Here is a 23,658-nt window from a genome sequence, read left to right on the forward strand (position 1 = left end):
CGTTTGCGATCCCAGACTAAACCAAAGGTTGATGACTCGTCACACAGTGAATGCCACCGCCCCCCGCTGCAATCGCATCGATATTCAGTGCGACCACCTTACGGTCCGGGTAGAGCCGGGCCAGCAGGTCCAGCGCCTTGCGGTCCGCCACCGGGTCGCCGAACTCCGGGGCGATCACCGCACCGTTTATCACGAAGTAATTGATGTAGCCCGCCGCAAAATCCGGATTGCCCTTGCTGAACTTGCTTTTACGCGGGTTGAGCGGCGGCGACACCGTGTGCACCTGTAAAGGCCGGCCGTCGGCATCAGTGGCCTTTTTGAGAATCTCCAAGTGCGCCAGGGTGACCTTGTGATCGTAGGATTCAGGGTCGGTATCGAGGTTGGCCAGCACCACGCCAGGCGCGACGAAACGCGCGTAGAAATCGACATGGGCGTCGGTGATGTCCTTGCCCTTGATGCCCGGCAGCCAGATGATCTTGCGCAGGCCTAGGCGCTCCTTCAGCTCGGCTTCGACCTCGGCCTTGCTCCAGTCCGGGTTGCGATTGCGGTTGATCCAGCTGCTTTCGGTCATGATGCCGGTGCCCAGGCCGTCAACCTCAATCCCGCCGCCCTCGCCCACCAGTTCGCTGCGCATAGGCCGGGCGCCGGTTTCCTCGGCGATCTGGGCCGCCAGCAGCGCATCATCGTCGTGCTGCTGCTTGTTGCCCCAGCCATTGAAGTTGAAGTCCACCGCGCCCAAGCCACCGCTGCCGTCGATGACGAAATTGGCGCCGGTGTCACGCATCCAGATGTCATCCAACGCGGTTTCCACGAAGGTGATGTTGCGGGTGCCACAGTGTTTTTCAGCAAGATGGCGTTCGTCTTCACGGCAGAACACGGTGACCGGCTCGTAATCCGCAATCGCCCTGGCGATACGGCCGAGGGCAGCTTGTACATCGGCGGTGAAGTCTTCCCAGATGGCGTCCTGGGCACCAAAGGCAATAAAGGCCTGGCGGTGTTTTTCGCCCTCGTCGGGCATGTAGAAGCGACCGCTCGCGGCGGCGCGCAGGTGCGGGGCGATCAAGGTCATGGCGCAGACCACACTGGCTTGTTTGATGAAGGTGCGACGGGTTGGCATGAAATACTCACTTCACAGTAGCTGTCTTGAATTTAGTCCATACACGCATCCGTGCGCGCATATCGGCCTGGGAGATGTCCTTGCCGGCAATCAACCGTTCGAAGGTGGCCGCGTCCGGGTAGATGTCCGGGTTATCGCGCATGCTCGCCTCCACGTCCGGCCGCGCCTTGGCATTCGCGGTGGGGTAGCCGGTGAGGTTAGTGATGGCCGCCATGTTTTGCGGGCGCATCACGAAGTTGATGAAAGCGTAGGCGTATTCCGGGTGTTGGGCGTCGACCGGGATGGCCATGGTGTCCATCCACACCGTGGTGCCTTCGCGGGGGATGTGATAGCCGAAGGTCACCGCTTTGCCGGCGGCATCGGCGGCGCGCTGGGCCTGGGTCATGTCGCCGCTGTAGCCGAGGGACAGGCACAGGTTGCCATTGACCAGGTCGGTCACTGGTTGCGACTGGAACTTGCGGATGTACGGGCGCACCTTGAGTAATAGATCGCTGGCCGCCGCCAGGTCTTCACGCTTGGCGCTGCGCGGGTCGCGGCCCAGGTAGTTGAGCACCACGGCGAGTACTTCGTCCGGCGAGTCGATCAGCGAGATGCCGCAATCGGCGAATCTGGCCGCGTTCTCCGGCTTGAACAACAGGTCGAGGCTGTTGACCGGCGCATTCGGCATGCGTTGCTGGATCTGCTGGGTGTTGGAGGTCAGGCCAATGGTGCCCCAGGTGTAGGGCACCGTGGCTTTGTTCGAGTTGACGTAATGGGTGCGCAGTTTCTGCAGGCCCGGCTCGATGTCGCTCATGGCGTCGAGCTTGGCGGGGTCCAGTGCTTGCAGGCTGCCGGCGCGCATCAGGCGTTCGGCCACGGTATCGCCGGGGAAGATCAGGTCGTAGCCGCTGCCGCCGGCCATCAACTTGGCTTCCAGGGTTTCACTGCCATCCATCACGTCGTAGATCACCCGGATACCGGTCTCGGCGGTGAATTTGGACAGGGTGTCGGCGGCGAAATAGTCAGCCCAGTTGTAGAGCTTGAGGGTTTTGTCCTCTGCCGAGGCGCAGACACTCGTCATGATCAACGCACAACTCAATAGCCGCTTCATGATGGACGCCCATCCAGGGTCAGCAGGCCGCTGTACATCTCCGGGCGGCGGTCGCGATAGATGCCCCAGGTCAGGCGGTCTTCGCGCATGGCGGACAGGTCGAGGCTGCGCAGCAGCACGCCGGTGGAGTCGCGATCCGCTTCGGCCAGCAGCTTGCCCTTGTGGTCGCAGATGAACGATGAGCCGTAGAAGTCCATTTGCAGGCTCGGGTCGGTGGTCGCCACTTCACGGCCGACGCGATTGGCCGCCACCACCGGCAACAGGTTCGCCGCCGCGTGGCCACGCATGGTCATCTGCCAATGGTCCCGTGAGTCGAGCGTGGCGCAGCCGGGTTCCGAGCCGATGGCGGTGGGAAACAGCAGCACTTCGGCGCCTTGCAACGCCAGGCAGCGCGCAGTCTCCGGGAACCACTGGTCCCAGCAGATGCCCACGCCCAGGCGCCCGAAGGCCGTCTCCCAGACGCGAAAACCTGTGTCGCCCGGGCTGAAATATTCCTTCTCCTGATAGCCGATGGCATTCGGGATATGGGTCTTGCGGTACACGCCGAGCAAACGCCCGTCGGCATCCGCCACACAGAGGGAATTGAAGAAGGCATTGCCGGCCTTTTCGAACCAACTCAGCGGCAATACCACGCCCAACTCCTTGGCCAGCGCGGCGAAGCGTTTGAGCACGTGGCTGTGCTGGTATTCCTCGGCCAATGCCAGATGCTTGTGGTGCTGCTCGATGCAGAAATACGGCGTGGCGAACAACTCCTGTAACAGGATGACCTGGGCACCCTGCTTCGCCGCATCTCGCACCAACTGCTCAGCGCGGTCTAGGTTGCCCGGCAGGTCCCAGGTGCAAGGCATCTGGGTAGTGGCAATCGTCAGAATACTCATGGCTTCACCCACGCTGGCTGTTGCTGGGTGATGCAGTGCACGCCGCCGCCGCCATGGGCCAGGTGGTTGATTTGCACCGGTACGATCTCGCGACCGGGGAATGCCTGGGCCAGGACTTCGGCCGCGACCTGATCGGCCGCAATGCCGTAGGCCGGCATGATGATTGCGCCGTTGGCAATGTAGAAGTTGGTGTAGGAGGCGCAGAACACCTCGGCTTCGGTGTCGACCGCATCGGTGGCTTCGTACAGCTCGATCAGCTCGAAACGGCGGCCTTGGGCGTCGGTGGAAAGCTCCAGGGCGCGGCGGTTTTCCCGTACGACTTCGGCGTAAACAGAACGTTGATCGTGAGTCGCATCGACCAGCAACACCCCAGGGCGGGCAAATGCGCAGACGCCATCAACATGGCCGTCGGTCATGTCGCCCGTGACGTAATCCGGATCGCCGGGCAACCAAATGGTCTTCTTGATGCCCAGCAGGCGCGTGAAGATGTCTTCCATCTCGGCCTTGCTCACGCCGGGGTTGCGGTTGGGGTTGAGCAGCACCGACTCGGTGGTGATCAGCGTGCCCTCGCCGTCCACATGGATCGCGCCGCCTTCATTGCTCAGGGGCGTGCCGAAGCATTCCAGCCCCAGATGATTGAGCACGCGACGTGCCAGGCTTTCGTCCAGGTCATGGGCCGACTTGCCGCCCCAGGCATTGAAGCGCCAGCTCACACCAGCCGTGCCCTGCTGCGGATGGCAGACAAAGGTCGGGCCGGAGTCGCGGCACCAGCTGTCGTTCACGGTCTGCTCGACCAGCTCGATGCCGGGCCCGCACAAGGCCTTGGCGCCCGCCACGGCAGACGGATCGACCACCATCTTCACCGGTTCAAAGCGAGCGATCGCATTGGCCACCCGCGCAAAATCCTGCTGTACCTGCGCCAGGGTCACGCCCCACGTGGTTTCCCACAAGGCCCGGTTATGCGGCCAGACCATCCACGTCGCCGCATGCCGGGCCCACTCCGCAGGCATCCACCAACCGTTGCTTTGCATTGCATTCTGCTGCATGACAAGTACCCTTCAGTTAAGTCATTGTGTTCAGTGAAAACTGCCCACGGAGTCTTGGCACACATGCTATGGCGGCTTTCAAAGCCGGACAAACGATGGATTTTGTAGAAAACTGATTAGAGGAACTTATCAGCATGCTCAACCACTGGCCGCCCCTCGGCACCCTGCGCGGTTTTGAAGCCGCGGCGCGACTGGGCAGCTTCCACAAGGCCGCCGAAGAACTGCACCTGACCCAATCGGCGATCAGCCAGCAGATCCGCAGCCTGGAGGCATACCTGGAACAGCCGCTGTTTTTCCGCAGCGGACGCAGCGTGAGCCTGACCGACGCGGGCCATGACTTCCTCAGCACCACCCAGGCGTTGCTGCAGCAACTGGCGGTGGGCGTGCGGCGCCTGGGGCAATACCGAAAGCCCAACCAACTGGTGCTCAACACCACGCCGACCTTTGCCCGGCACTGGCTGTTGCCACGGCTCGCGGATTTCCGCCAGCAGCACCCGGAAGTCGACCTGTGGATCTTCAGCACCGACGAAGTGCCCGACATGGCCAGCCAGACCATCGACTTGGCCGTGCGCGATGACATCAGCTCCCAGGCCGAATGCAGCTTCAAGGTGCTGCACGCCGACCGGCTGTTTCCCGCCTGCCACCCCCGGCTGTTGAAGCTGCCCTTGGCACAACGCACCACCCTGCACGGCGAACGGGAAATGGACTGGAGCCATTGGGCGGTGGAAGCCGGGGTCGATGTGGGGCAACAGGACCAGGGCCTGAATTTTTCCGACGCTGGCCTGTTGCTCGACGCCGTATGTACCGGCCTGGGGATTGGTTTGGTCAGCCAGTTGCTGAGCCGTCAGGCGCAAACCGACGGGTTGCTCACGCCGCTGGTCGACGCGACGATTCGCGGGCCGAGCTGGGCGCTGCTGACCCATCGCGACAGCGAGCATGACCCGCTGGCGCGCAGTTTCACGGCGTGGTTGCTGACCCACTTGCAGGTAGAGCCGACATGAACGACCGCCTCGAAGACATCCTGGCCGACCGCTTGAGCGTAGTGTTCTGCGGCATAAACCCCGGCAAAGGCTCCGCCGCACTGGGCCTGCACTTTGCCAATCGCAGCAACCGTTTCTGGCGCACCTTGCACCTGGCCGGTTTCACGCCCCATGAGCTGCGTCCCGAGGACGGCCCCACACTGGCGAACTATGGCTGCGGCCTGACCACGGTCGTGGAGCGGCCCACGGCCAGCGCCGGCGAGTTGGCCCGGCATGAGTTCACGGATGCCGCCGCGGCGTTTGAACAGAAGATCCGACGCTATCAGCCACGCTTCGTGGCCTTTCTCGGCAAGGCCGGTTACAGCGCGTTGTCGGGCCAGCGCGAGATTGGCTGGGGGTTGCAACCGCAGCGGCTCGGCGGTGCTTCGGTGTGGGTGTTGCCTAATCCCAGTGGACGCAACCTGGCGTTCAATCTGGAACAATTGGTGGCCACCTATCAGCAACTACGGCGGGCCATTGCGCATGCCGATCCTGAGCCCTTACTCTCTTGAGCCCATCACGTGGTAAGCAATGGAGGCTTCATGAAACTGATCGGTATGCTGGACTCGCCTTACGTAAGACGCGTGGCGATTTCCCTGGACCTGTACGGGGTGGATTTTGTGCATGAACCGCTGTCGGTATTCCGCAGCTTCGAGGCGTTCGCCCAGATCAACCCGGTGGTGAAGGCTCCGACCCTGGTGCTCGACGATGGCACCGTGCTGATGGACTCCAGCCTGATCTTGGACTACCTGGAAACCCTGGCCCCAGCGGACAAAAAGCTGCTCGCGCAGCAACCCGCCGCACGCGCCCGGGACCTGCACATCCTTGGCCTGGCCTTGGCAGCCTGCGAAAAAAGCGTGCAGATTGTCTACGAGCACAACTTGCGCCCGGCTGAAAAGCAGCATGCGCCGTGGCTTGACCGGGTCAGCGGGCAGTTGCTCGCTGCTTATTCGCTGCTGGAAAAACAACTGCCTGACAGTGAGGTGCTGACCCAGGCGTCGATTACAGCGGCGGTGGCCTGGTCGTTCAGCCAATTCACCGTGGCGTCGGTGGTCAAGGCGGATGCGTTTCCCAACCTGAGACGCCACGCCGAGCGGCTGGAACAGCATCCTGCCTTCAAGAAATACCCGATCGAGTAAGCGGACCTACACCCAGCCGCCATCCACAATAAAGTTCTGCGCCGAACACATCGCCGAGGCATCGGAGGCGAGAAACAACGCCATATTCGCGATGTGTTCCGGCAGCACACTGCCCGGCAAGCACTGGCTGCGGCTGATCAATTCCTTGGCCGCATCGTCGACCCACATCGCCAGTTGTTTTTCCGTCATCACCCAACCCGGCACCAGCGTATTCACGCGGATCTGGCTCGGCCCCAATTCCCTGGCCAAGGCGCGGGTCATGCCGTGGGCGGCGGCCTTGCTGGCGGCGTACACCGGGTAGCCGGCGGAAGCCATCATCCAGCCGACGGAGCCGAGGTTGATGATCGCCCCGCCGCCCGCAGTTTTCATCATCGGCACCACGGCCTTGGCGGCGAAAAAGGCGTGCTTGAGGTTGACGGAGATCAGCCGGTCGAACATTTCCGAGTCGACTTCGTCCAAGCTGTGGCGCACGTCGTTGGCGGCGTTGTTCACCAGCACCGTGATCGGCCCCAAGGAATGCTCAAAGCGCGTGATGGCGGCCTTGTAGGCGATCTCGTCGGTGATGTCGCAGTTCACGAATTCCACCGTGTGCCCTCGCGAACTCAGCAGCGCTGCCAGGCGTTCGCCCTGGCTTTGCGCGCGGTCGACAAAGCCGACCTTGGCACCCTGGGCGGCGAAGGCGCGCACCATGAATTCGCCAATGCCCGAAGCGCCTCCAGAGATCAGGACCGTCTTGCCTTCAAGGTCGGGGTAAACAGCGTGCTGGGTCGTCATGAAAACTTGCCTCGTTTAATTAGTCTTATTTTATTTTGCAAAAATGGCGTTAAAGGCTATAAATTCGCTGCTCTATCGACAAAATATCGCACATTAGTAGAACTATTCCACTCAAAACAACAAAAGGAAGTTCGATCATGAAGCACCCTCGATACCTGCTGTCGGGCCTGGCGATGTCCATGCTGATCGCCAGCGGCGGCACCCAGGCCGCAGGCCTCACCAGCGAACACAAACCCTTCGGTAAAACCAATGACGGCACGGCCGTCGAACAGTACATCCTGCGCAACAGCCACGGCATGCAAGCCACGGTGATCACCTATGGCGGCGTGCTGCAGTCGCTCAAGGTGCCGGACAAACATGGCAAGGTCGAAGACGTGGTGCTGGGCTTCGACGACGTGCAGGGCTATCAAAGCGGCACTGCATTCTTCGGCGCGACCATCGGGCGCTTCGGCAATCGCCTGGCCGGCGGCGCCTTTGAACTCGACGGCAAAGGCTACCAAGTACCGCTCAACGACGGCCCCAATTCGCTGCATGGCGGCGCCCAGGGTTTCGACAAACACGTGTGGAAAGCCACGCCCGTCAAGGCCAAGGACTCGGTGGGCGTGACCCTCACCTACCTGTCCAAGGACGGTGAAATGGGCTTCCCCGGCAACCTGAAGACCGAGGTCACCTACCGCCTCAACGACAACAACGAACTGCACATCGACTACAAGGCCACCACTGACAAACCCACGGTGCTCAACCTCACCAACCACAGCTACTTCAACCTGGCCGGTGCGGGCAATGGCGACATCCTCAAGCACGTCGCTACCTTGCACGCCAGCCATTACACGCCGGTGAATGCCACCTTGATCCCTACCGGCGAACTGGCGCCCGTCAAGGGCACGCCGATGGATTTCCTGAAACCCACGCCGATCGGCCAGCACATCAAGGACGATCACCCGCAGCTCAAGTTTGCCGAGCCGAAGCAGGGTGGGTTTGACTTCAACTGGGCGCTGGATAACAAAGGTGATGTGAAACAGCTTGCGGCCGAGGTGCATGATCCTGCGTCGGGGCGGCGCTTGCAGTTGTTTACCACGGAGCCTGGGGTGCAGTTTTATACCAGCAACTTCCTGGACGGGTCGGTGAAGGGCAAGGCTGGGAAGACCTATCTGCACTGGAGCGGGTTTACGCTGGAGACCCAGCATTTTCCGGATGCGCCTAATCAGCCGAAGTTCGCGTCTACCCGCCTGAATCCAGGGCAGACCTACACCCAGAACACAATCTTCAAATTCACCACCGATTAAACTGTAGGAGCGAGCTTGCTCGCGAAGAACTCAAAAGCACCGCGTTAATCCAGAATGCACGCGTTATCGTTGAAGTTTCTTCGCGAGCAAGCTCGCTCCTACAGTGTCAGCGTTGTTTCATGCGGTCGATGACCACGGCCAAGAGCAGGATCGAGCCCCGGATCACGTACTGATAGAACGTGTCGATGTTCTTCAGGTTCATCGCGTTTTCGATAATCGCCAAAATCAGCACCCCGGCGATCACATGGCGAATCATCCCTACCCCGCCACTCAACGAAACCCCGCCCAGCACGCACGCCGAAATCACCGTCAGCTCAAAGCCCTGGCCAATCATCGGCTGGCCGGAGGTCATGCGCGACGCCAAGATCACCCCGGCCAACGCCCCGATCACTCCGTGCACGGCAAAGATCAGGATCTTGGTGCGGTCCACATTCACGCCCGCCAGCAACGCCGCTTCCGGGTTGCCGCCGATGGCCATGGTGTTGCGCCCGTAGGTGGTGTAGTTGAGCAGCCAGCCGAAGAACAGGAAGCACAAAATGGTGATCAGGATCGGCACCGGCACGCCAAACAACTGGCCGTTGCCGAACACGAAGAACTGATCCTGGGACACGCCCACCGCCTTGCCGTTGGCAAAGATGTACGCCAGGCCACGCACGATCTGCATGGTCGCCAGCGTGGTGATCAACGCATTGACCCGCAGCTTGGCAATGACGATGCCGTTGATCAGCCCCACCACCAGACCCATCAGCAGCGCGCCGCCAATGCCAAGCATCACGCTGTCGGTGTCGCGCATCACAATCGCCGCCACCACCCCGGCGCAGGCGATGACCGAGCCCACCGACAGGTCAAAATGCCCCGACGCCAGGCAGAACAGCATGGTGCAGGCAGCGATGCCTACGGTGGAAATCGCCAGGCCCAGCCCGCGCATGTTCAACGGTGAAAGGAAGTTGTCGATCAGCAAGGCGCACAGCAAAAAGATGCTCACGGCCGCCAGCAGCATCGCCCAGTTGTCGAGCAGCGCACGCAGGTCAAGCGGCTTGCGCGCGGTGGGCAGCACGTTGTGTTGAGTGGTCATAATCGTCTCTCAGTTCGCCAGGCTGCGCGGCAAGGCCAGTTGCAGCAGGTTGGATTCAGTCGCGTGTTCGCGGGTTTGTTCGCCGCGCAGCGCGCCTTCGCACAGCACCAGGATGCGGTCGGCGATGCCCATCACTTCCATGAGGTCGCTGGACACCACGATCACCGCAATGCCCTGAGCAGCGAGGTTATGGATGATCTGGTAGATCTCGGCCTTGGCGCCGATATCGATGCCACGGGTGGGCTCGTCCAACAGCAACACTTTCATCGGCATCGACAGCCAGCGGCCGAGAATGGCTTTCTGCTGGTTGCCGCCGGAGAGGTACATGATCTTTTGCGCGGCGGTGGGCGTCTTGACCTTCATGGTCTTGATCTGCTGGTCGGCGTTGCCTTTCTCCCAGCCGTCGCGCAGCAGCCAGCCAAACCTGGAATGGGCGCCCCGCGCGCTGATATTGATGTTCTCGGCGACGCTGGACAGCGGAATGATGCCCTCCTTCTTGCGGTCTTCCGGGCACAACAGCACGCCGGCGGCGATAGCATCCCGTGGTGACTGCAGATGCAGCGGCTCGCCGCAGAGTTGCAGTTGCCCGGCGCTGGCACGCTCCAGGCCGCTAAGCAGGCGGAACAACTCCGTGCGCCCTGCCCCGACCAGCCCGAACAGGCCGAGAATCTCGCCCTTGCGCACGTTGAAGCTGATCGGCTCGCGCAGGCCGGGGCCCAACAGGCCGTCGACCTTGAGCGCTACCTCGCCGTGCTCACGCGGGCGGTAGTCGTAGATGTCCTGGATATCGCGGCCGACCATGCACGTCACCAACTGGTCATGGGTCAGCGTGCTCATGTCCTCGAAGGTGCGCACATAACGGCCGTCCTTGAACACCGTCACCGCATTGCAGATACGGAACACTTCCTCCATGCGGTGCGACACGTAGAGCACCACTTTGCCCTCATCCCGCAGGCGCGTGATGATCGCCATCAAGCGGTCGATTTCCCGCGCCGACAAGCTGCTGGTGGGCTCATCAAACGCAATCACATACGCGCCACGGGACAGCGCCTTGGCGATTTCCACCAGTTGGCGCTGGCCCAGGGACAGCCGCCCGAGCTTTTCGGCCGGGTCGATTTCATCCGCCAGGCCCTTGAGGCAAGCGAGGGCCTGCTCTCGCAGCAGCCTCCGGTTGACCACGCCGAGCCGCGATGGCAAATGCCCGAGAAACAGATTCTCGGCCACGCTCATTTCCGGCACCAGGTGCAGTTCCTGATGGATCACCGCCACGCCGCTGGCAATGCTGTCAGCAGCGTTTTTGAAGGCCATGACCTGCTCGCCGATCTGCAGCGTGCCGCTGTTGGGAATGTAGGCGCCGCCGAGGATCTTGAGCAGCGTCGACTTGCCCGCACCGTTCTCGCCCATCAACGCGTGCACCTGCCCTGGGAGGGCGCTGAAGCTGATGCCATCCAGCGCCTTGACCCCCGGAAAGGTTTTGCCGATGCCGTCAAATCGCAAAGCGGCAGCGGTCATTGCCACAGCCCGATCTTGGTCAGCTCGGCCTGGAAGTTTTCACGGGTGATCAGGGTCACTTCGTCCATGGCCGTGTACTTCGCAGGTTCGGTGCCTTTAGTGACCCACTCGTACATCATCAGCGCGGTGTTGTAGCCCTCGATGTGCGGGCTTGGCAGCATCGAGCCGAAGAAGCCGCTGCTCGGTTTTTTCAGTTCACCGATGGCGTCGGTGCCATTGATGCCGATGCCGATCACGTTGGCCGCCTTGAAGCCGGCGCTTTCGGTGGCGCGTACGCCGCCGAGCACAGTATTGTCGTTCATGCCGCCGATGATCAGGTTTTTCGCGCCGCTGGGCAGTTTCACCAGGGCCGAATTGGTGGCGTCCATGCTGCCTGGGACATCCAGGGTCTTGGCGGCCGTAAACAAGATGTGATCCTTGGGAATGCCGGCTTCTTCCAGGGATTTGACCGAGCCGTCGGTGCGCTTCTTACCGGTGTCGAGCTCGTTGAAGGTGTTGATCACCGCGTAGGTGTCCTTCCAGTCCCAGCCGCGTTTTTTCGCTTCAGCGGCCATGGCGGCGCCCTGCTTCTGGCCCACTTCAAACGCAGCCATGCCCAGGTACGGCACGTCTTCCATGAAGTTGCCTTTCGCGTCGACGAAGCGGTCATCCACCGCGATGACTTTCAAGCCGTTGGCCTTGGCCTTGGCGACAATGGCCGGGCCGAGGGACACGTCCGGCGGGCAGATCACAAAGCCCTTGGCGCCGTTGGCGGCCAGGCTGTCGATGGCCGAGAGGGTTTTCTCACCGTCGGGCACGGCGATCTTGATCACGGTGAAGCCATGTTCCTTGCCGGCTTTCTCGGCAAAGGCCCACTCGGTCTGGAACCACGGCTCCTCGGCCTGCTTGACCAGGAAACCGATCTTCACTTCTTCAGCGGCCAGCAACAGCCCGCTCAAGCTCATGGCCGAGACCGCCACAGCGGCGCAGCACAGGGAACGCAAACCACGACGACGATTCATACGGGTGACTCCTTGTTGTTGTTTTTAGACAAACGTAAAAAACGCTTTCTGTAGGAGCGAGCTTGCTCGCGAGAAGCCTGAGAGCGCCGCGTTCATCCAGGATGCCCGCGTTATCGTTGGCGTTTTTCGCGAGCAAGCTCGCTCCTACAAGGGTTATCCGGCGAAACGAGTACAAGATTTTCCGGGTACATCCACCTCCATCGCCAACACGGCACCGTCCAACGGATGATCCAAGGGGCTGGTAGCACTGGTGATATACAGCGTGGTGAGGTTGGGCCCGCCAAATACGCAACTGGTAGGTCGGCTGACGGGCAATTCGATAATGCGATCCACCTGGCCATCTGGGGCTATCCGCAGCAGGCAACTGCCGTCCCAACGGGCATTCCAGATGTAACCTTCTGCGTCCATCGCCGAACCGTCCGGCCCGCCGCGTTCGTGGGGGCCGAACCAGAGTTGCGCGGGACCGAGTTGGCCGTCCGCTTGAATGGCATATCGATACAGCGTGCCGTCCAGGCTGTCGCCAAAATGCACGTGACGGCCGTCATCGCTCCACAGCAAGGTATTGGGAATGCCCAGACCACTGAGCAACGGCGTGACCTGCGCATCGGCATCGATACGAAACAGGCCACCCGAGCGCCGGGTGATGGGCAGGTCTTCACCCTGCTCGCCGATGTTGTTCTGCATGGTGCCCAGCCATAGACGACCCTGGGCATCGCAGCGCGCTTCATTGCCACGGTTGCCCGGTTGCGGGTCCGCGACGCACAGCAGGGTCAGGGCTTCGGTGGCCAGGTCAAGGCGATACACGCCGCTGCTCAAGGTCACCAAGGCATCGCCGCTTTCACACGGGATGAAAGCCGAGACATGCTCGGGCAACTGCCACACCTGCAATTGCCCGCCCATCAGGCGCAGCGCCTGTTTACCGGCGATATTCACCCAGTACAGCGCCTGGGTCGGCGCGTCCCAGAACGGCCCCTCGCCCAACTGCGCACGGTGCGGGGTAACGGCGATACACGACATGATGCCTCCTGGATTGTTGTTGTTCTCAGGTGCGTGTTACAGCGGGTCGCGAGATGGCGTGCCATCCACCAGCCGCTGGATACGCAACGGGTTGGCGTTTTTCAACGCGTCGGGCAGCAGGCTATCAGGGTAATTCTGGAAGCACACGGGGCGCAGGAAACGGTCGATGGCCAAGGTGCCGACCGAGGTGCCACGGGCATCGGATGTGGCCGGGTACGGCCCGCCGTGCACCATCGAATCGCAGACCTCCACGCCGGTCGGGTAACCGTTGAGCAGGATGCGGCCGACCTTCTGTTCCAGCAGCGGCGTGAGTTCGGCGAACTGTTGCAGATCAGCCGGCTCGCCAATGATCGTGGCGGTGAGTTGGCCGTGTAGCCCCTGCAAAGCCGCGCTGAGCTGGGCCTGGTCGGCCACTTCGACAAACACGGTGGTTGGGCCGAAGACTTCTGCCTGCAGCACTTCATCACTGCCGATCAACAGGTTCGCATCAGCCTTGAACACCTGCGGTTGCGCTTGGTTGCCGGCCTGTTGGCGGCCCGCCAGGTGCTGGATGCCCGGATGTGCAAGAAGTTTTTCCAGGCCCTTTCCATAGCTGCCCAGGGTGCCGGCGTTGAGCATGGTCTGTGCCGGTTGGTCGCCGATCAATTGCGCGACTTGCTGGGTGAACGCGGTGAACTCAGGCGATGCGATGCCAATCACCAGGCCTGGGTTAGTGCAGAACTGGCCGCAGCCCTGGACCACCGAGGCGGTCAGGTCACGCGCGACGCTTTCGGCCCGTGATTTCAACGCCTGAGGCAGCACGATCACCGGGTTGATGCTCGACATCTCGGCAAACACCGGGATCGGCTGCGGGCGCGCTGCCGCCATGTCGCATAATGCACGGCCACCCTTGAGCGAGCCGGTAAAGCCCACCGCCTGGATCGCCGGGTGCTTGACCAGCGCTTCACCGACGCCGCCACCGAAGATCATATTGAACACACCGGCGGGCATCTCGGTGGTTTCGGCCGCGCGGATGATTGCATCGGCAACCCGCTCGGCCGTCGCCATGTGCCCGCTGTGGGCTTTGAACACCACCGGGCAACCTGCCGCCAGCGCGGCGGCGGTGTCGCCGCCCGCCGTGGAGAACGCCAAGGGAAAGTTGCTCGCACCAAACACGGCCACCGGCCCCAGGCCGATGCGGTATTGACGCAAATCCGGGCGCGGCATCGGCTGGCGATCAGGCAGCGCTTTGTCGATGCGTGCACCGTAGAAATCACCACGACGCAACACCGTGGCGAACAGACGCATCTGGCCACTGGTACGCCCGCGCTCGCCCTTGATGCGCGCGGCGGGCAAGGCGGTTTCGCGACAGACCAACTCGACAAACTCATCCCCCAACGCATCCAGCTCATCGGCTATCGCATCCAGGAACTGCGCGCGGCGTGCCGCACTCAACGCGCGGTACGCAGGATAAGCTTGCGCGGCAGCCTTGGCGGCGGCATCGACTTCCTGTGGCGTGGCCTGGTAGAACATCTGGGGCAAGGCTTCGCCGGTGGTGGCGTCGACGCTTTGCAAAGTGATGCTGCCGTTGGCGCTGCGCTGGCCGCCGATGTAGTTGTGGCCGAGGAACGAGGTCATGGTGTTCTCCTTAAAGGGTGATGACGTTGCCGGGTGCGAACGCTGCTTCGCTGCTGCCGACACGGTTGACCAGCGGCGCGCCGAACTCGGCCTGGCTGATCTCGAACACATCGCCCGGCTGGGTGCGGATACCGTCGGCGAATGACAGCGTGGCGGTGCCGAAGAAATGGACGTGCACATCACCCGGCGTGAGGAACTGGCGGTACTTGAAGTGGTGGTATTCGAGGTTTTCCAGGCTGTGGCACATATTGGCCTCGCCGCTGAGGAATTCGTTCTGCCAGATCACTTCGCCGTCGCGCAGAATGCGGCTGGTGCCCGCCAGGTGCTGGGGCAACTCGCCCACGCGCAACTCGGGGCCATAGCTGCAACTGCGCAACTTGGAATGGGCCAGGTACAGGTAGTTCTTGCGCTCCATGACATGATCGGAGAACTCGTTGCCCACCGCGAAACCAACGCGATAGGGCTTGGTGTCCGGGCCGATGACATAGAGGCCGCCGATTTCCGGTTCTTCGCCGGCATCTTCCGCGAAAGGCGGCGACGGGAAGGCAGCGCCGGGGCGCACCACAATGCTGCCGTCGCCTTTGTAGAACCACTCCGGTTGCACGCCTGCCTGACCGGATTCCGGCTTGCCGCCCTCCACGCCCCATTTGAAGATGCGCATGGTGTCGGTCAGCGCGGTGTCATCCCCAGCCTGATGCATCTTGTCCCGCGCCGAGGCGCTGCCCAGGTGGGTCAGGCCGGTGCCGCTGATCAGCATGTGGGCCGGATCCGGGTGGTCCAGTGGCGGCAGGATTTTCAGGTCGGCCAGCAAGGTGGCGTAGTCGTAGCTGTCGCCCAGGCCCAGGCTGTCCACCTGCTGCGCCAGGCCGACACCTGCTTCGATCGCAGCCAGGGCCAGCTCGCGCACAGTGCGGGCGCTGTTGACCTCACGCACTTTGCTGCCTTCTACCACACCGACACGACGCTCACCGTTACGCAATTCGAACTGAACTAAACGCATGCAACTTCTCCCAGATTAAGTACGTGTAGCGCCACGGGCACTGGCGGCAAATTGGTCGACAGGTAGCACGTGGCGGCGCTCCAGCAGGCGATAGACCACGCCCGTCAGCAGCAAGCCAAACACCATCACGGCGGACAAAAAGTACAAGCCCGACGCCAGGTTGCCGGTGTATTCCTTGAGCGCACCGATCACGAACGGGCCGATATAGCCGCCGAGGTTGCCCACCGAGTTGATCAATGCGATGCCCGCCGCCGCACTGGCGCCGGCAAAGAACCGTCCCGGCAAGGTCCAGAACACCGCCGTGCAGGAAAACATCGCGAACGCCGCCAGGCACAGCGCGGCCATTTGCAGCACCGGCACGCTGAGCCAGGCGCTGCAGAACAGGCCGATGGCACCCAGCACGTAGAGCACGGCGAGATGGCCGTAGCGGTCATTCAAACGATCGGAACTGCGCGGGATGATCAGCAGGCCGATGATGCCGAAGATGTACGGCACGGCAGAGATGAAACCGGTGGTGAGGTCACTGCCGCCGAATTGCTTGATCAAGGTCGGCAGCCACAGGCCCAGGCCATAAATGCTCAGGGTCACCGGCAGGTAGAACAGCGCCAGCAGCAATACGCGCTTGTCTTTGAGAGCATGTAGCGGGTTGCCGTGGCGGGTCTGGCCGTAGGCTTGCAGGTCTTTGGCAAGTTCGCCGGTCAGCCAGGCTTTTTCATCCTCACTCATCCAGTTGACCTGCTTGGGGCCGTCCGGCAGGTAGCGCAGCACCGGCCAGGTCAGCAGGATCGCCGGCGTGCCGATGACGATGAACAGCCACTGCCAGCCATGCAGGCCAAGAATGCCGTCCATGCCCAGCAAACCGCCGGACACCGGGCCAGTGATCATCATTGCGATGGGCTGGGACAGGATGAACAGCCCGAGGATCTTGCCGCGATGGCGCACCGGGAACCACTGGGTGATGTAGTAGAGCACGCCCGGAAAGAACCCCGCCTCCGCCGCGCCGAGCAAAAAACGCATCACATAGAAGCTGTGCGGCCCCTGCACGAAGGCCATGCCGATGGTGATGGTGCCCCAGGTGATCATGATCCGCGCAAACCAGCGCCGTGCGCCAAAGCGATCAAGCATCAGGTTGCTGGGGATCTCGAAGAGAAAGTAGCCAATGAAGAACAACCCCGCACCCAGGCCATAGGCGGCGTCGCCAATGCCGACGTCGGCGCCCATGTGTAACTTGGCGAACCCCACGGCGGAACGGTCCACGTAGGCGATCAGGTACAGCAGGATCAGGAAGGGAATCAGTTTCAGCGTGATGCGCCGAATAAGCCGCAGTTCCTGGCTCATGGGGTCGATCTCCGATTGTTGTTTTTATAGAAGCTCGGGGGACGCCTCTCGCGAAAATCCGCCAGGGCCATACCTCAGTTGAAGCCGACTATATAGTATGACTATTTGCAAAACAACTCTTCCAAAGCAGCGTTTTTGCGCTTATGTTTAAGCACGCATAGAACATATAGTCATACAATAAGAGAATCGATCATGTCTGATAAAAAGCCCGGCCTACGCTCCGCCCAGTGGTTTGGTACTGCCGACAAGAACGGCTTTATGTACCGCAGCTGGATGAAGAACCAGGGCATTGCCGACCATCAGTTCCATGGCAAACCGATCATCGGCATCTGCAACACCTGGTCGGAGCTGACCCCGTGCAACGCGCATTTCCGCCAGATCGCCGAGCACGTCAAACGCGGCGTGATCGAGGCCGGTGGTTTCCCGGTGGAATTTCCGGTGTTCTCCAATGGCGAATCGAACCTGCGCCCCACCGCCATGCTCACGCGCAACCTGGCGAGCATGGATGTGGAAGAAGCGATTCGTGGCAACCCGATTGACGGCGTGGTACTGCTGACCGGATGCGACAAAACCACCCCGGCCCTGCTGATGGGCGCCGCCAGTTGCGACGTGCCGGCCATCGTGGTCACCGGCGGGCCGATGCTCAACGGCAAGCACAAGGGCCAGGACATCGGCTCGGGTACCGTGGTGTGGCAGCTCAGCGAACAGGTCAAGGCCGGCACCATTACTCTGGACGATTTCCTCGCGGCCGAGGGCGGCATGTCGCGCTCGGCGGGCACCTGCAACACCATGGGTACTGCGTCGACCATGGCCTGCATGGCCGAGGCACTGGGCACTTCCCTGCCCCACAACGCGGCGATTCCGGCGGTGGACGCACGGCGTTATGTGCTGGCGCATATGTCGGGTATGCGCGCGGTGGAGATGGTGCGCGAAGACTTGAAGCTGTCGAAGATCCTCACCAAAGAGGCGTTTGAAAACGCGATCCGCGTGAATGCGACCATCGGCGGTTCGACCAACGCAGTGATCCACTTGAAGGCCATCGCCGGACGCATCGGCGTCGAACTCGATCTGGACGATTGGACCCGCATGGGCCGTGGCATGCCGACCATCGTCGATCTGCAGCCGTCGGGGCGCTTCCTGATGGAAGAGTTCTACTATGCCGGCGGCCTGCCCGCTGTGCTGCGTCGCCTTGGTGAAGCCAACCTGATTCCCCATCCAAATGCCTTGACCGTCAACGGCAAGTCACTCGGTGAGAACACTAAGGACTCGCCGATCTACGGCCAGGACGAAGTGATCCGCACCCTCGACAACCCGATCCGCGCCGACGGCGGAATCTGTGTGCTGCGCGGCAACCTGGCGCCGCTCGGTGCAGTCCTCAAGCCGTCCGCCGCCAGCCCTGAACTGATGCAGCACCGAGGCCGCGCCGTGGTGTTCGAGAACTTCGACATGTACAAGGCGCGCATCAACGACCCGGAACTGGACGTCGACGCGAACTCGATCCTGGTCATGAAAAACTGCGGGCCCAAGGGTTACCCAGGCATGGCCGAAGTCGGCAACATGGGCTTGCCCGCCAAGCTGCTGGCCCAGGGCGTAACGGATATGGTGCGGATTTCCGACGCGCGCATGAGCGGCACGGCCTACGGCACGGTGGTGTTGCACGTGGCGCCGGAGGCGGCGGCCGGCGGTCCGTTGGCCACGGTCAAGGAAGGTGACTGGATCGAACTCGACTGCGCCAACGGCCGCCTGCACCTGGACATCCCCGACGCAGAGCTGGCGGCCCGCATGGCCGACCTGGCACCACCCGAGAAGCTGATCGTCGGTGGCTATCGCCAGCTGTATATCGACCATGTGTTGCAGGCCGACCAGGGCTGCGACTTTGACTTCCTGGTGGGTTGCCGTGGGGCGGAAGTCCCACGGCATTCCCACTAATTGGGATGCTATGATGCCGCGTCTTTAAGCCAGAGCCGTCCTGTCGTCATGGATCACCAGCCGCCCAAGCCGCGCAAGAGCCAGCATGCCCAGATCGTCCAGGATTTGGGCATGCACATCGTTTCCGGTCGCTTCAAGCCCGAAGAACGCTTGCCCATGGAGGCCACGCTCTGCGAAGAGTACAAGGTCAGCCGCTCGGTGTTGCGTGAAGCGACCCGCGTGCTCAGCGCCAAGGGCCTGGTGTACTCCAAGCCACGGGTGGGCGCAGTGGTGCGGCCGCGCTTGAAATGGCACCTGCTCGACCCGGACGTGCTGTCCTGGTTGATGCAGTCCACGCCCCACAGCGAGTTCTTCAACACCTTGGCCGGCGTGCGGCGCATCCTCGAACCGGAAATCGCCGCCATGGCCGCGACCACCGCCACCGACGAAGACATCGCCACCATCGAGCAAGCCTACCTGGGCATGGAAACCGCGCAGACCCACGAACAGTTGCTGCAGGCCGACCTGGACTTCCACCGCGCGATTGCCGACGCCACTCGCAACGACCTGCTGGCCTACATGTGCAACATGCTGTCGCTGCCGTTGCGCGAGTCGATCAACATCACCAACCGCCGCCCGGATATCCAGGGCCTGAGCCTGCCCCGGCACAAGGCGATCCTTACTGCCATTCAAAACCGCGATGCCCTGGGCGCGCGGCATGCCTCGCTGGTGCAGCTGGATGACACGCGAGTGGCGTTGGATACGGTGATGAATGTGTTGACGCCGCTTTAACAGAGCCCACAACGGTTGGTCTTTTTGTAGGAGCGAGCTTGCTCGCGAAAAACTTGAAAGCAACGCAGTCAACCAGAGGTGCCGCGTCATCGTTGACGTTCTTCGCGAGCAAGCTCGCTCCTACAGTGGGTTGCTGTGAAGGTCAGAGGGTGTAGGCGATGCCCACCTGCATTGTGCGTGGTGCGCCTGGCGCCCTCTTCAAAGTCGCGATTGAACAGGTTCTTCACATCCAGGTTGAGCCGGACTTTGTCGTTGACCTTGTAGTAACACAGCGCAAAAAAAAGCCACTCTCACGAGTGGCCTCTGTCACGCCATGACCGCCTCAGCGATAACGTTCCAACCAGTGCGCATAAGGTGCAGGCAAGGTCCACGACGACTTCTCGACGCCCAGCTCCTTGGCCGCAAAGTACGCCCAATGCGGGTCAGCCAAGTGCGCACGCCCCACCGAAACCAGGTCCAAATGCCCGGCTTGCAACGCACCTTCCGCCAGTTGCGGCGTGCCAAAGCCCCAGGCCGAGGTCACCGGAATGCCGGCTTCACGACGCACGCGCTCAGCGATCGGCCCCATGAATGCCGGGCCCCACGGGATGTTGGTCTCAGGAATGGTGAAGCCGACGCTGACACTCAGCAGGTCCAGGCCACCGGCCTTGAAACGACGGGCCAGTTCGATGGATTCGGTGAGGGTCTGCTCGTCACGACCGTCGTATTCGATCACGCCGAAACGCGCGGTGAGCGGCAGGTTTTCCGGCCAGACTTCACGCACGGCGGCCAGGGTTTCCAGGAGGAATCGGCTGCGGTTGTCGAAGCTGCCGCCGTAGGCGTCGGTGCGCTGGTTGGAGTGCTCCGAAAAGAAGCTCTGGCCTAGGTAGCCGTGGGCGAAGTGCAGTTCGATCCACTCGAAACCGGCGTCACGCGCACGGCGGGCGGCGTCGACGAAGTCCTGGCGCACGCGTGCGATGTCGTCCAGGGTCATGGCGCGCGGTACTTGCGGCAGGTTGGCGCCAAAGGCGATGGCCGACGGTGCGATGGTTTCCCAACGGCGCGCATCGGACGCGGCCATATGGTCGTCACCTTCCCACGGGCGGTTGGCGCTGGCCTTGCGACCGGCGTGGCCGATCTGGATGCCCGGCACCGAACCGGCAGCCTTGATGGCCTGGACCATCGGCACAAACGCCTCGGCGTGGGCATCGCTCCAGAGCCCGGCGCAGCCTGGAGTGATACGCCCTTCCGGTGCGACGGCGGTGGCTTCCACCACCACCAGGCCTGCCCCGCCACGGGCCATGCTGGCCAAGTGCACCAGGTGCCAATCGTTGACGATGCCATCCTCGGCCATGTACTGACACATCGGTGGAATAGCGATGCGATTGCGCAGGGTGACGTCTTTGAGTGTGAACGGTTCGAACAATGCGGACATGTTGACTCCAGCCAGTGGGTGGTTGATTCGATAGTTCGATGGTAATCGAACTATGGTATTCAACGATAGCCCCCTGTTATGATTCGTTTCATGCGAGCCTTCAAACACCCTCCTCTTCAAGACCTGACTCTCGAGCGCCTGCTGTATGCCCTGAGTGATCCGGTGCGCCTGGAAATCGTGCGCTGCCTGGCGGGCGTGCCCGAAGCCACCTGCGGTGAGCTGGACGGCGGCCGGCCGAAGTCGAGCATGTCCCATCATTTTCGCGTGTTGCGCGATGCCGGGCTGGTGCAGACCCGCAGCGTGGGCACCACTCATCTGAATGCATTGCGTGCGGAGGATCTGGAAGGCCGCTTTCCCGGTTTACTGCAGAGTATTCTTGCGCAGCGGTGAAAGCCGGATCACGCGCGGCTTGATCCTTTGGATATTTGCGATCCTACTTTTCAGAGGGCGGCACATCGAGCGATTGCGATCTGTAGGTTTTATAAATCTGCTGAACCGCAGGGTTATCCAGGCTTTCATAAGTAATACCGTCCTTATCAAGCCCATCCAATCCCTTGATCCCGCCAATCATCGCTGGCCACTCATCGCGATGGCCAATATCTCTAACGAAGGGTTTCAGGTAATCACTCAAATGCCCTTTGAATGGTTCTCTGATTTCCGCACTGAGGGCCCGAAGGTAATCATCCTTATTGGTTCTTGACCACTCAATAGCGAACTTTGCTCGATAACAAAGCTCCATGAACACAAGCAGAGTCGTCCGCCCATTGCCATCAAGGAAAGGATGCGCAAATGCCAACTGCCCCATTACATCACCAGGACGATCTCTAAAACGTTTTTTATTCGAAGCCAGCTCAAGTGCATAGTCTACGGACAGTCTTATAGAAATCGGATGTTCGAACGGAGTATGGTGAGGATCATCTTGAGAGCCTTTGAAAACGGCGAGGTGTGGCACAAGTTCCGTTCGGTCTTTCCCCGCCCAAGGATAAAACCCAGAAAACAAAATCTCGTGCACTTTAAGTACAGATAAGTAATCGATAGGTTTTTTCTTGGCCAAGTATCCGAGCGCGTCCTCCATACTCAGTTCAAACGATAGGTGTTCGGACTCTTTTACTTCGACAGGATCTTTAAGCTGTAATGTATTACGAAGATACCCAGCGGTTTCAAAATCGCCGAAGGGATCAAACATCATGCGCTGCGCATCTTCTTGGCAAGCCGCTTCTCCTGAAGATAACTGCCCTGAAGCGCCAGGGTTTCCGATTTGCTCAGAACGCCCCTCCTCTTGAGATTGACCAGCAACTGCTCTACACCATCCAACTCGACCACATCACCCGCCAGACCAGTAATCGCAGCGGCCATACGGCTTATGCCGTCTCGCTCTGCGGTGACATGGTGGGCTTTAGCCATCTTGCGTACTTGGCTGGCGATACTGACATCGGCTGTCTCAGTCATCTGATATCCCTCAATTAGCTTCCAAAGCATAGCATGACGCCTGCCCCCCATCTCAACCGAAGCAATGCCAGCTTAAACGTTTCAGGCACTCATCGAACCTTTCCCCCGAACCCACGTCCGAGCTTAAGCACTGTTGCTTACCGCTCGTCGCGAGGTCTTCGTTTGAAAGCTGCCATCCTCAAAAAGTACCGCCTGATCATCAAGACCATGGGCTACGTGGGCTGGGCGCTGTTCTGGCTGTTGCTGTGGGACGTCGCCGTCACCGTGGACTTCATGCTGTTTCTCACCGCCAAGATCAATTTGCCGCTGATGCCCCTGACCCTGCTGGGTTCGGCGCTGGTGGTGCTGATCAGTTTCCGTAACAGCAGCGCCTACAATCGGTGGTGGGAAGCCCGCACGCTGTGGGGCGCGATGGTCAACAACTCGCGCAGTTTTGCGCGCCAGGTATTGACCTTGCTGGACGACCCCGACGGTGAAGTGAACCCGGTCAAGGCCACCCTGCTGCGCCGCCATGTGGCGTACGTGAATTGTCTGGCTGCCCACCTCAAGGGCCAACCCTGCCCCGAGGAAGTACGTGCATTCATTCCTGGCGACGAGTTCGCGCGCAATGGCGCGACCAACAACTTTGCCAACGACATCCTCACCGGCTCTGCCGCGCTGTTGGCCAAGGAATACAAAGCCGGCCACCTCGACAGCATCCGCCTGGCGCGGCTGGAGTCGACCCTGGTGGACTTGTCCAACGCCCAGGGCGGCATGGAACGGATTGCCAATACCCCACTGCCCTACCCCTACGTGTATTTCCCGCGCCTGTTTATCTCGCTGTTCTGCCTGATCGTGCCGGTGGGCCTGGTGGAATCCCTGGGTTGGTTCACCCCGCTGGCCTCGACCGTGGTGGGTTTCATGCTGCTGGCCATCGAGCGCATCGGCACCGACCTGCAAAGCCCGTTCAACTCCAGCGAACACCAGATCCAGATGGAAACCATCTGCGAAACCATCGAGAAAAACCTGCAGTCGATGCAGCGTGATGCGCTGGGTGGCGAGCGCATCGGTTAAACCCTTCTTTGGCCCTCAAGTGCGTGCTCCCGCAGTCGATACACAGGGAGTACGCATGGGCCACACCCCCTCAAAACAACACATGCGACGCTCGACGCCACTGTTTTCCCCTTGCCAAAAATTATAAATACCC

The 23,658-nt window shown here is 61.3% G+C and carries 23 protein-coding genes; 8 read left to right on the forward strand and 15 right to left on the reverse strand.

Features of this window, described 5'->3' with window-relative positions; translation table 11 throughout:
- Positions 1-16 precede the first annotated feature (16 nt).
- From CI807_RS25070 to CI807_RS25085, 4 genes are read right to left on the reverse strand one after another with little or no spacing between them, the layout of a single operon-like run.
- Positions 17-1,117 carry an agmatine/peptidylarginine deiminase gene (locus CI807_RS25070; protein ID WP_095016676.1) on the reverse strand — a complete coding sequence of 367 codons (1,101 nt, stop codon included), beginning with the start codon at positions 1,115-1,117 and terminating at the stop codon, positions 17-19.
- 7 nt (positions 1,118-1,124) lie between these two features.
- A complete protein-coding gene (locus CI807_RS25075) occupies positions 1,125-2,207 on the reverse strand; it encodes an extracellular solute-binding protein (protein WP_095016677.1) in 1,083 nt (360 codons plus the stop codon).
- Positions 2,204-3,085 carry an N-carbamoylputrescine amidase gene (aguB, locus tag CI807_RS25080; RefSeq protein ID WP_095016678.1) on the reverse strand — a complete coding sequence of 294 codons (882 nt, stop codon included), beginning with the start codon at positions 3,083-3,085 and terminating at the stop codon, positions 2,204-2,206. The genes CI807_RS25075 and aguB overlap by 4 nt, the downstream gene beginning before the upstream one ends.
- A complete protein-coding gene (locus CI807_RS25085) occupies positions 3,082-4,131 on the reverse strand; it encodes an agmatine/peptidylarginine deiminase (protein ID WP_095016679.1) in 1,050 nt (349 codons plus the stop codon). Before CI807_RS25085 ends, aguB begins: the two co-directional genes overlap by 4 nt.
- Positions 4,132-4,265: 134 nt before the next feature.
- On the opposite strand from CI807_RS25085, the gene CI807_RS25090 reads away from it, so the two are divergent.
- From CI807_RS25090 to CI807_RS25100, 3 genes are read left to right on the forward strand one after another with little or no spacing between them, the layout of a single operon-like run.
- Positions 4,266-5,132, forward strand: coding sequence for a LysR substrate-binding domain-containing protein (locus tag CI807_RS25090; RefSeq protein WP_095016680.1), 867 nt, complete (start codon positions 4,266-4,268; stop codon positions 5,130-5,132).
- Positions 5,129-5,662: a G/U mismatch-specific DNA glycosylase gene (gene mug, locus CI807_RS25095; RefSeq protein WP_095016681.1), complete on the forward strand. Its 534-nt coding sequence runs from the start codon at positions 5,129-5,131 to the stop codon at positions 5,660-5,662. Before CI807_RS25090 ends, mug begins: the two co-directional genes overlap by 4 nt.
- Before the next feature lie 30 nt (positions 5,663-5,692).
- Complete coding sequence (locus CI807_RS25100; protein WP_095016682.1) at positions 5,693-6,289, forward strand: glutathione S-transferase; 597 nt, start codon at positions 5,693-5,695, stop codon at positions 6,287-6,289.
- A gap of 6 nt (positions 6,290-6,295) precedes the next feature.
- Here the strand turns inward: CI807_RS25100 and CI807_RS25105 are convergent, their stop codons facing one another.
- Positions 6,296-7,063 (reverse strand): SDR family NAD(P)-dependent oxidoreductase, encoded by a 768-nt coding sequence (locus CI807_RS25105; protein WP_016980150.1) that lies wholly within the window; start codon positions 7,061-7,063, stop codon positions 6,296-6,298.
- A 137-nt stretch (positions 7,064-7,200) separates the two neighbouring features.
- On the opposite strand from CI807_RS25105, the gene CI807_RS25110 reads away from it, so the two are divergent.
- Positions 7,201-8,349, forward strand: coding sequence for an aldose epimerase family protein (locus tag CI807_RS25110; RefSeq protein WP_095016683.1), 1,149 nt, complete (start codon positions 7,201-7,203; stop codon positions 8,347-8,349).
- 106 nt (positions 8,350-8,455) lie between these two features.
- Here the strand turns inward: CI807_RS25110 and araH are convergent, their stop codons facing one another.
- From araH to CI807_RS25150, 7 genes are all read right to left on the reverse strand, one after another.
- Complete coding sequence (gene araH / locus CI807_RS25115; protein ID WP_095016684.1) at positions 8,456-9,424, reverse strand: L-arabinose ABC transporter permease AraH; 969 nt, start codon at positions 9,422-9,424, stop codon at positions 8,456-8,458.
- 9 nt (positions 9,425-9,433) lie between these two features.
- Positions 9,434-10,936 (reverse strand): L-arabinose ABC transporter ATP-binding protein AraG, encoded by a 1,503-nt coding sequence (araG, locus tag CI807_RS25120; protein WP_095016685.1) that lies wholly within the window; start codon positions 10,934-10,936, stop codon positions 9,434-9,436.
- On the reverse strand, positions 10,933-11,937 hold the full coding sequence (locus CI807_RS25125; protein WP_010211214.1) for a substrate-binding domain-containing protein: 1,005 nt from the start codon (positions 11,935-11,937) through the stop codon (positions 10,933-10,935). Before CI807_RS25125 ends, araG begins: the two co-directional genes overlap by 4 nt.
- A 153-nt stretch (positions 11,938-12,090) precedes the next feature.
- A complete protein-coding gene (locus tag CI807_RS25135) occupies positions 12,091-12,954 on the reverse strand; it encodes an SMP-30/gluconolactonase/LRE family protein (protein ID WP_095016686.1) in 864 nt (287 codons plus the stop codon).
- Between the two features lie 36 nt (positions 12,955-12,990).
- Entirely contained in the window at positions 12,991-14,571 is a 1,581-nt protein-coding gene (locus CI807_RS25140) for an aldehyde dehydrogenase (NADP(+)) (RefSeq protein WP_095016687.1), read from the reverse strand.
- 10 nt (positions 14,572-14,581) lie between these two features.
- Positions 14,582-15,571, reverse strand: coding sequence for an AraD1 family protein (araD1, locus tag CI807_RS25145; protein ID WP_095016688.1), 990 nt, complete (start codon positions 15,569-15,571; stop codon positions 14,582-14,584).
- Positions 15,572-15,586: 15 nt separating this feature from the next.
- Positions 15,587-16,909: an MFS transporter gene (locus tag CI807_RS25150; protein ID WP_095016689.1), complete on the reverse strand. Its 1,323-nt coding sequence runs from the start codon at positions 16,907-16,909 to the stop codon at positions 15,587-15,589.
- Positions 16,910-17,101: 192 nt separating this feature from the next.
- Between CI807_RS25150 and CI807_RS25155 the strand changes: the two genes are divergently transcribed.
- Positions 17,102-18,838 carry an IlvD/Edd family dehydratase gene (locus CI807_RS25155; protein ID WP_095016690.1) on the forward strand — a complete coding sequence of 579 codons (1,737 nt, stop codon included), beginning with the start codon at positions 17,102-17,104 and terminating at the stop codon, positions 18,836-18,838.
- 48 nt (positions 18,839-18,886) lie between these two features.
- Positions 18,887-19,609: a FadR/GntR family transcriptional regulator gene (locus CI807_RS25160; RefSeq protein WP_016978830.1), complete on the forward strand. Its 723-nt coding sequence runs from the start codon at positions 18,887-18,889 to the stop codon at positions 19,607-19,609.
- A 322-nt stretch (positions 19,610-19,931) separates the two neighbouring features.
- Here the strand turns inward: CI807_RS25160 and CI807_RS25165 are convergent, their stop codons facing one another.
- Positions 19,932-21,023, reverse strand: coding sequence for an NADH:flavin oxidoreductase/NADH oxidase (locus tag CI807_RS25165; RefSeq protein WP_095016691.1), 1,092 nt, complete (start codon positions 21,021-21,023; stop codon positions 19,932-19,934).
- Between the two features lie 90 nt (positions 21,024-21,113).
- Between CI807_RS25165 and CI807_RS25170 the strand changes: the two genes are divergently transcribed.
- Positions 21,114-21,413 (forward strand): helix-turn-helix transcriptional regulator, encoded by a 300-nt coding sequence (locus CI807_RS25170; RefSeq protein WP_095017622.1) that lies wholly within the window; start codon positions 21,114-21,116, stop codon positions 21,411-21,413.
- Positions 21,414-21,456: 43 nt separating this feature from the next.
- Here the strand turns inward: CI807_RS25170 and CI807_RS25175 are convergent, their stop codons facing one another.
- Both CI807_RS25175 and CI807_RS25180 read right to left on the reverse strand, forming a co-directional pair.
- Entirely contained in the window at positions 21,457-22,212 is a 756-nt protein-coding gene (locus tag CI807_RS25175) for a Fic family protein (RefSeq protein WP_095016692.1), read from the reverse strand.
- Positions 22,209-22,472, reverse strand: coding sequence for a hypothetical protein (locus CI807_RS25180; protein ID WP_095017623.1), 264 nt, complete (start codon positions 22,470-22,472; stop codon positions 22,209-22,211). The genes CI807_RS25175 and CI807_RS25180 overlap by 4 nt, the downstream gene beginning before the upstream one ends.
- A 162-nt stretch (positions 22,473-22,634) precedes the next feature.
- On the opposite strand from CI807_RS25180, the gene CI807_RS25185 reads away from it, so the two are divergent.
- Positions 22,635-23,525 (forward strand): bestrophin family protein, encoded by an 891-nt coding sequence (locus CI807_RS25185; protein ID WP_095016693.1) that lies wholly within the window; start codon positions 22,635-22,637, stop codon positions 23,523-23,525.
- The last annotated feature ends 133 nt before the right edge of the window (positions 23,526-23,658 follow it).

Source organism: Pseudomonas sp. NS1(2017), assembly GCF_002269425.1.
Lineage (GTDB): Bacteria > Pseudomonadota > Gammaproteobacteria > Pseudomonadales > Pseudomonadaceae > Aquipseudomonas > Aquipseudomonas reactans.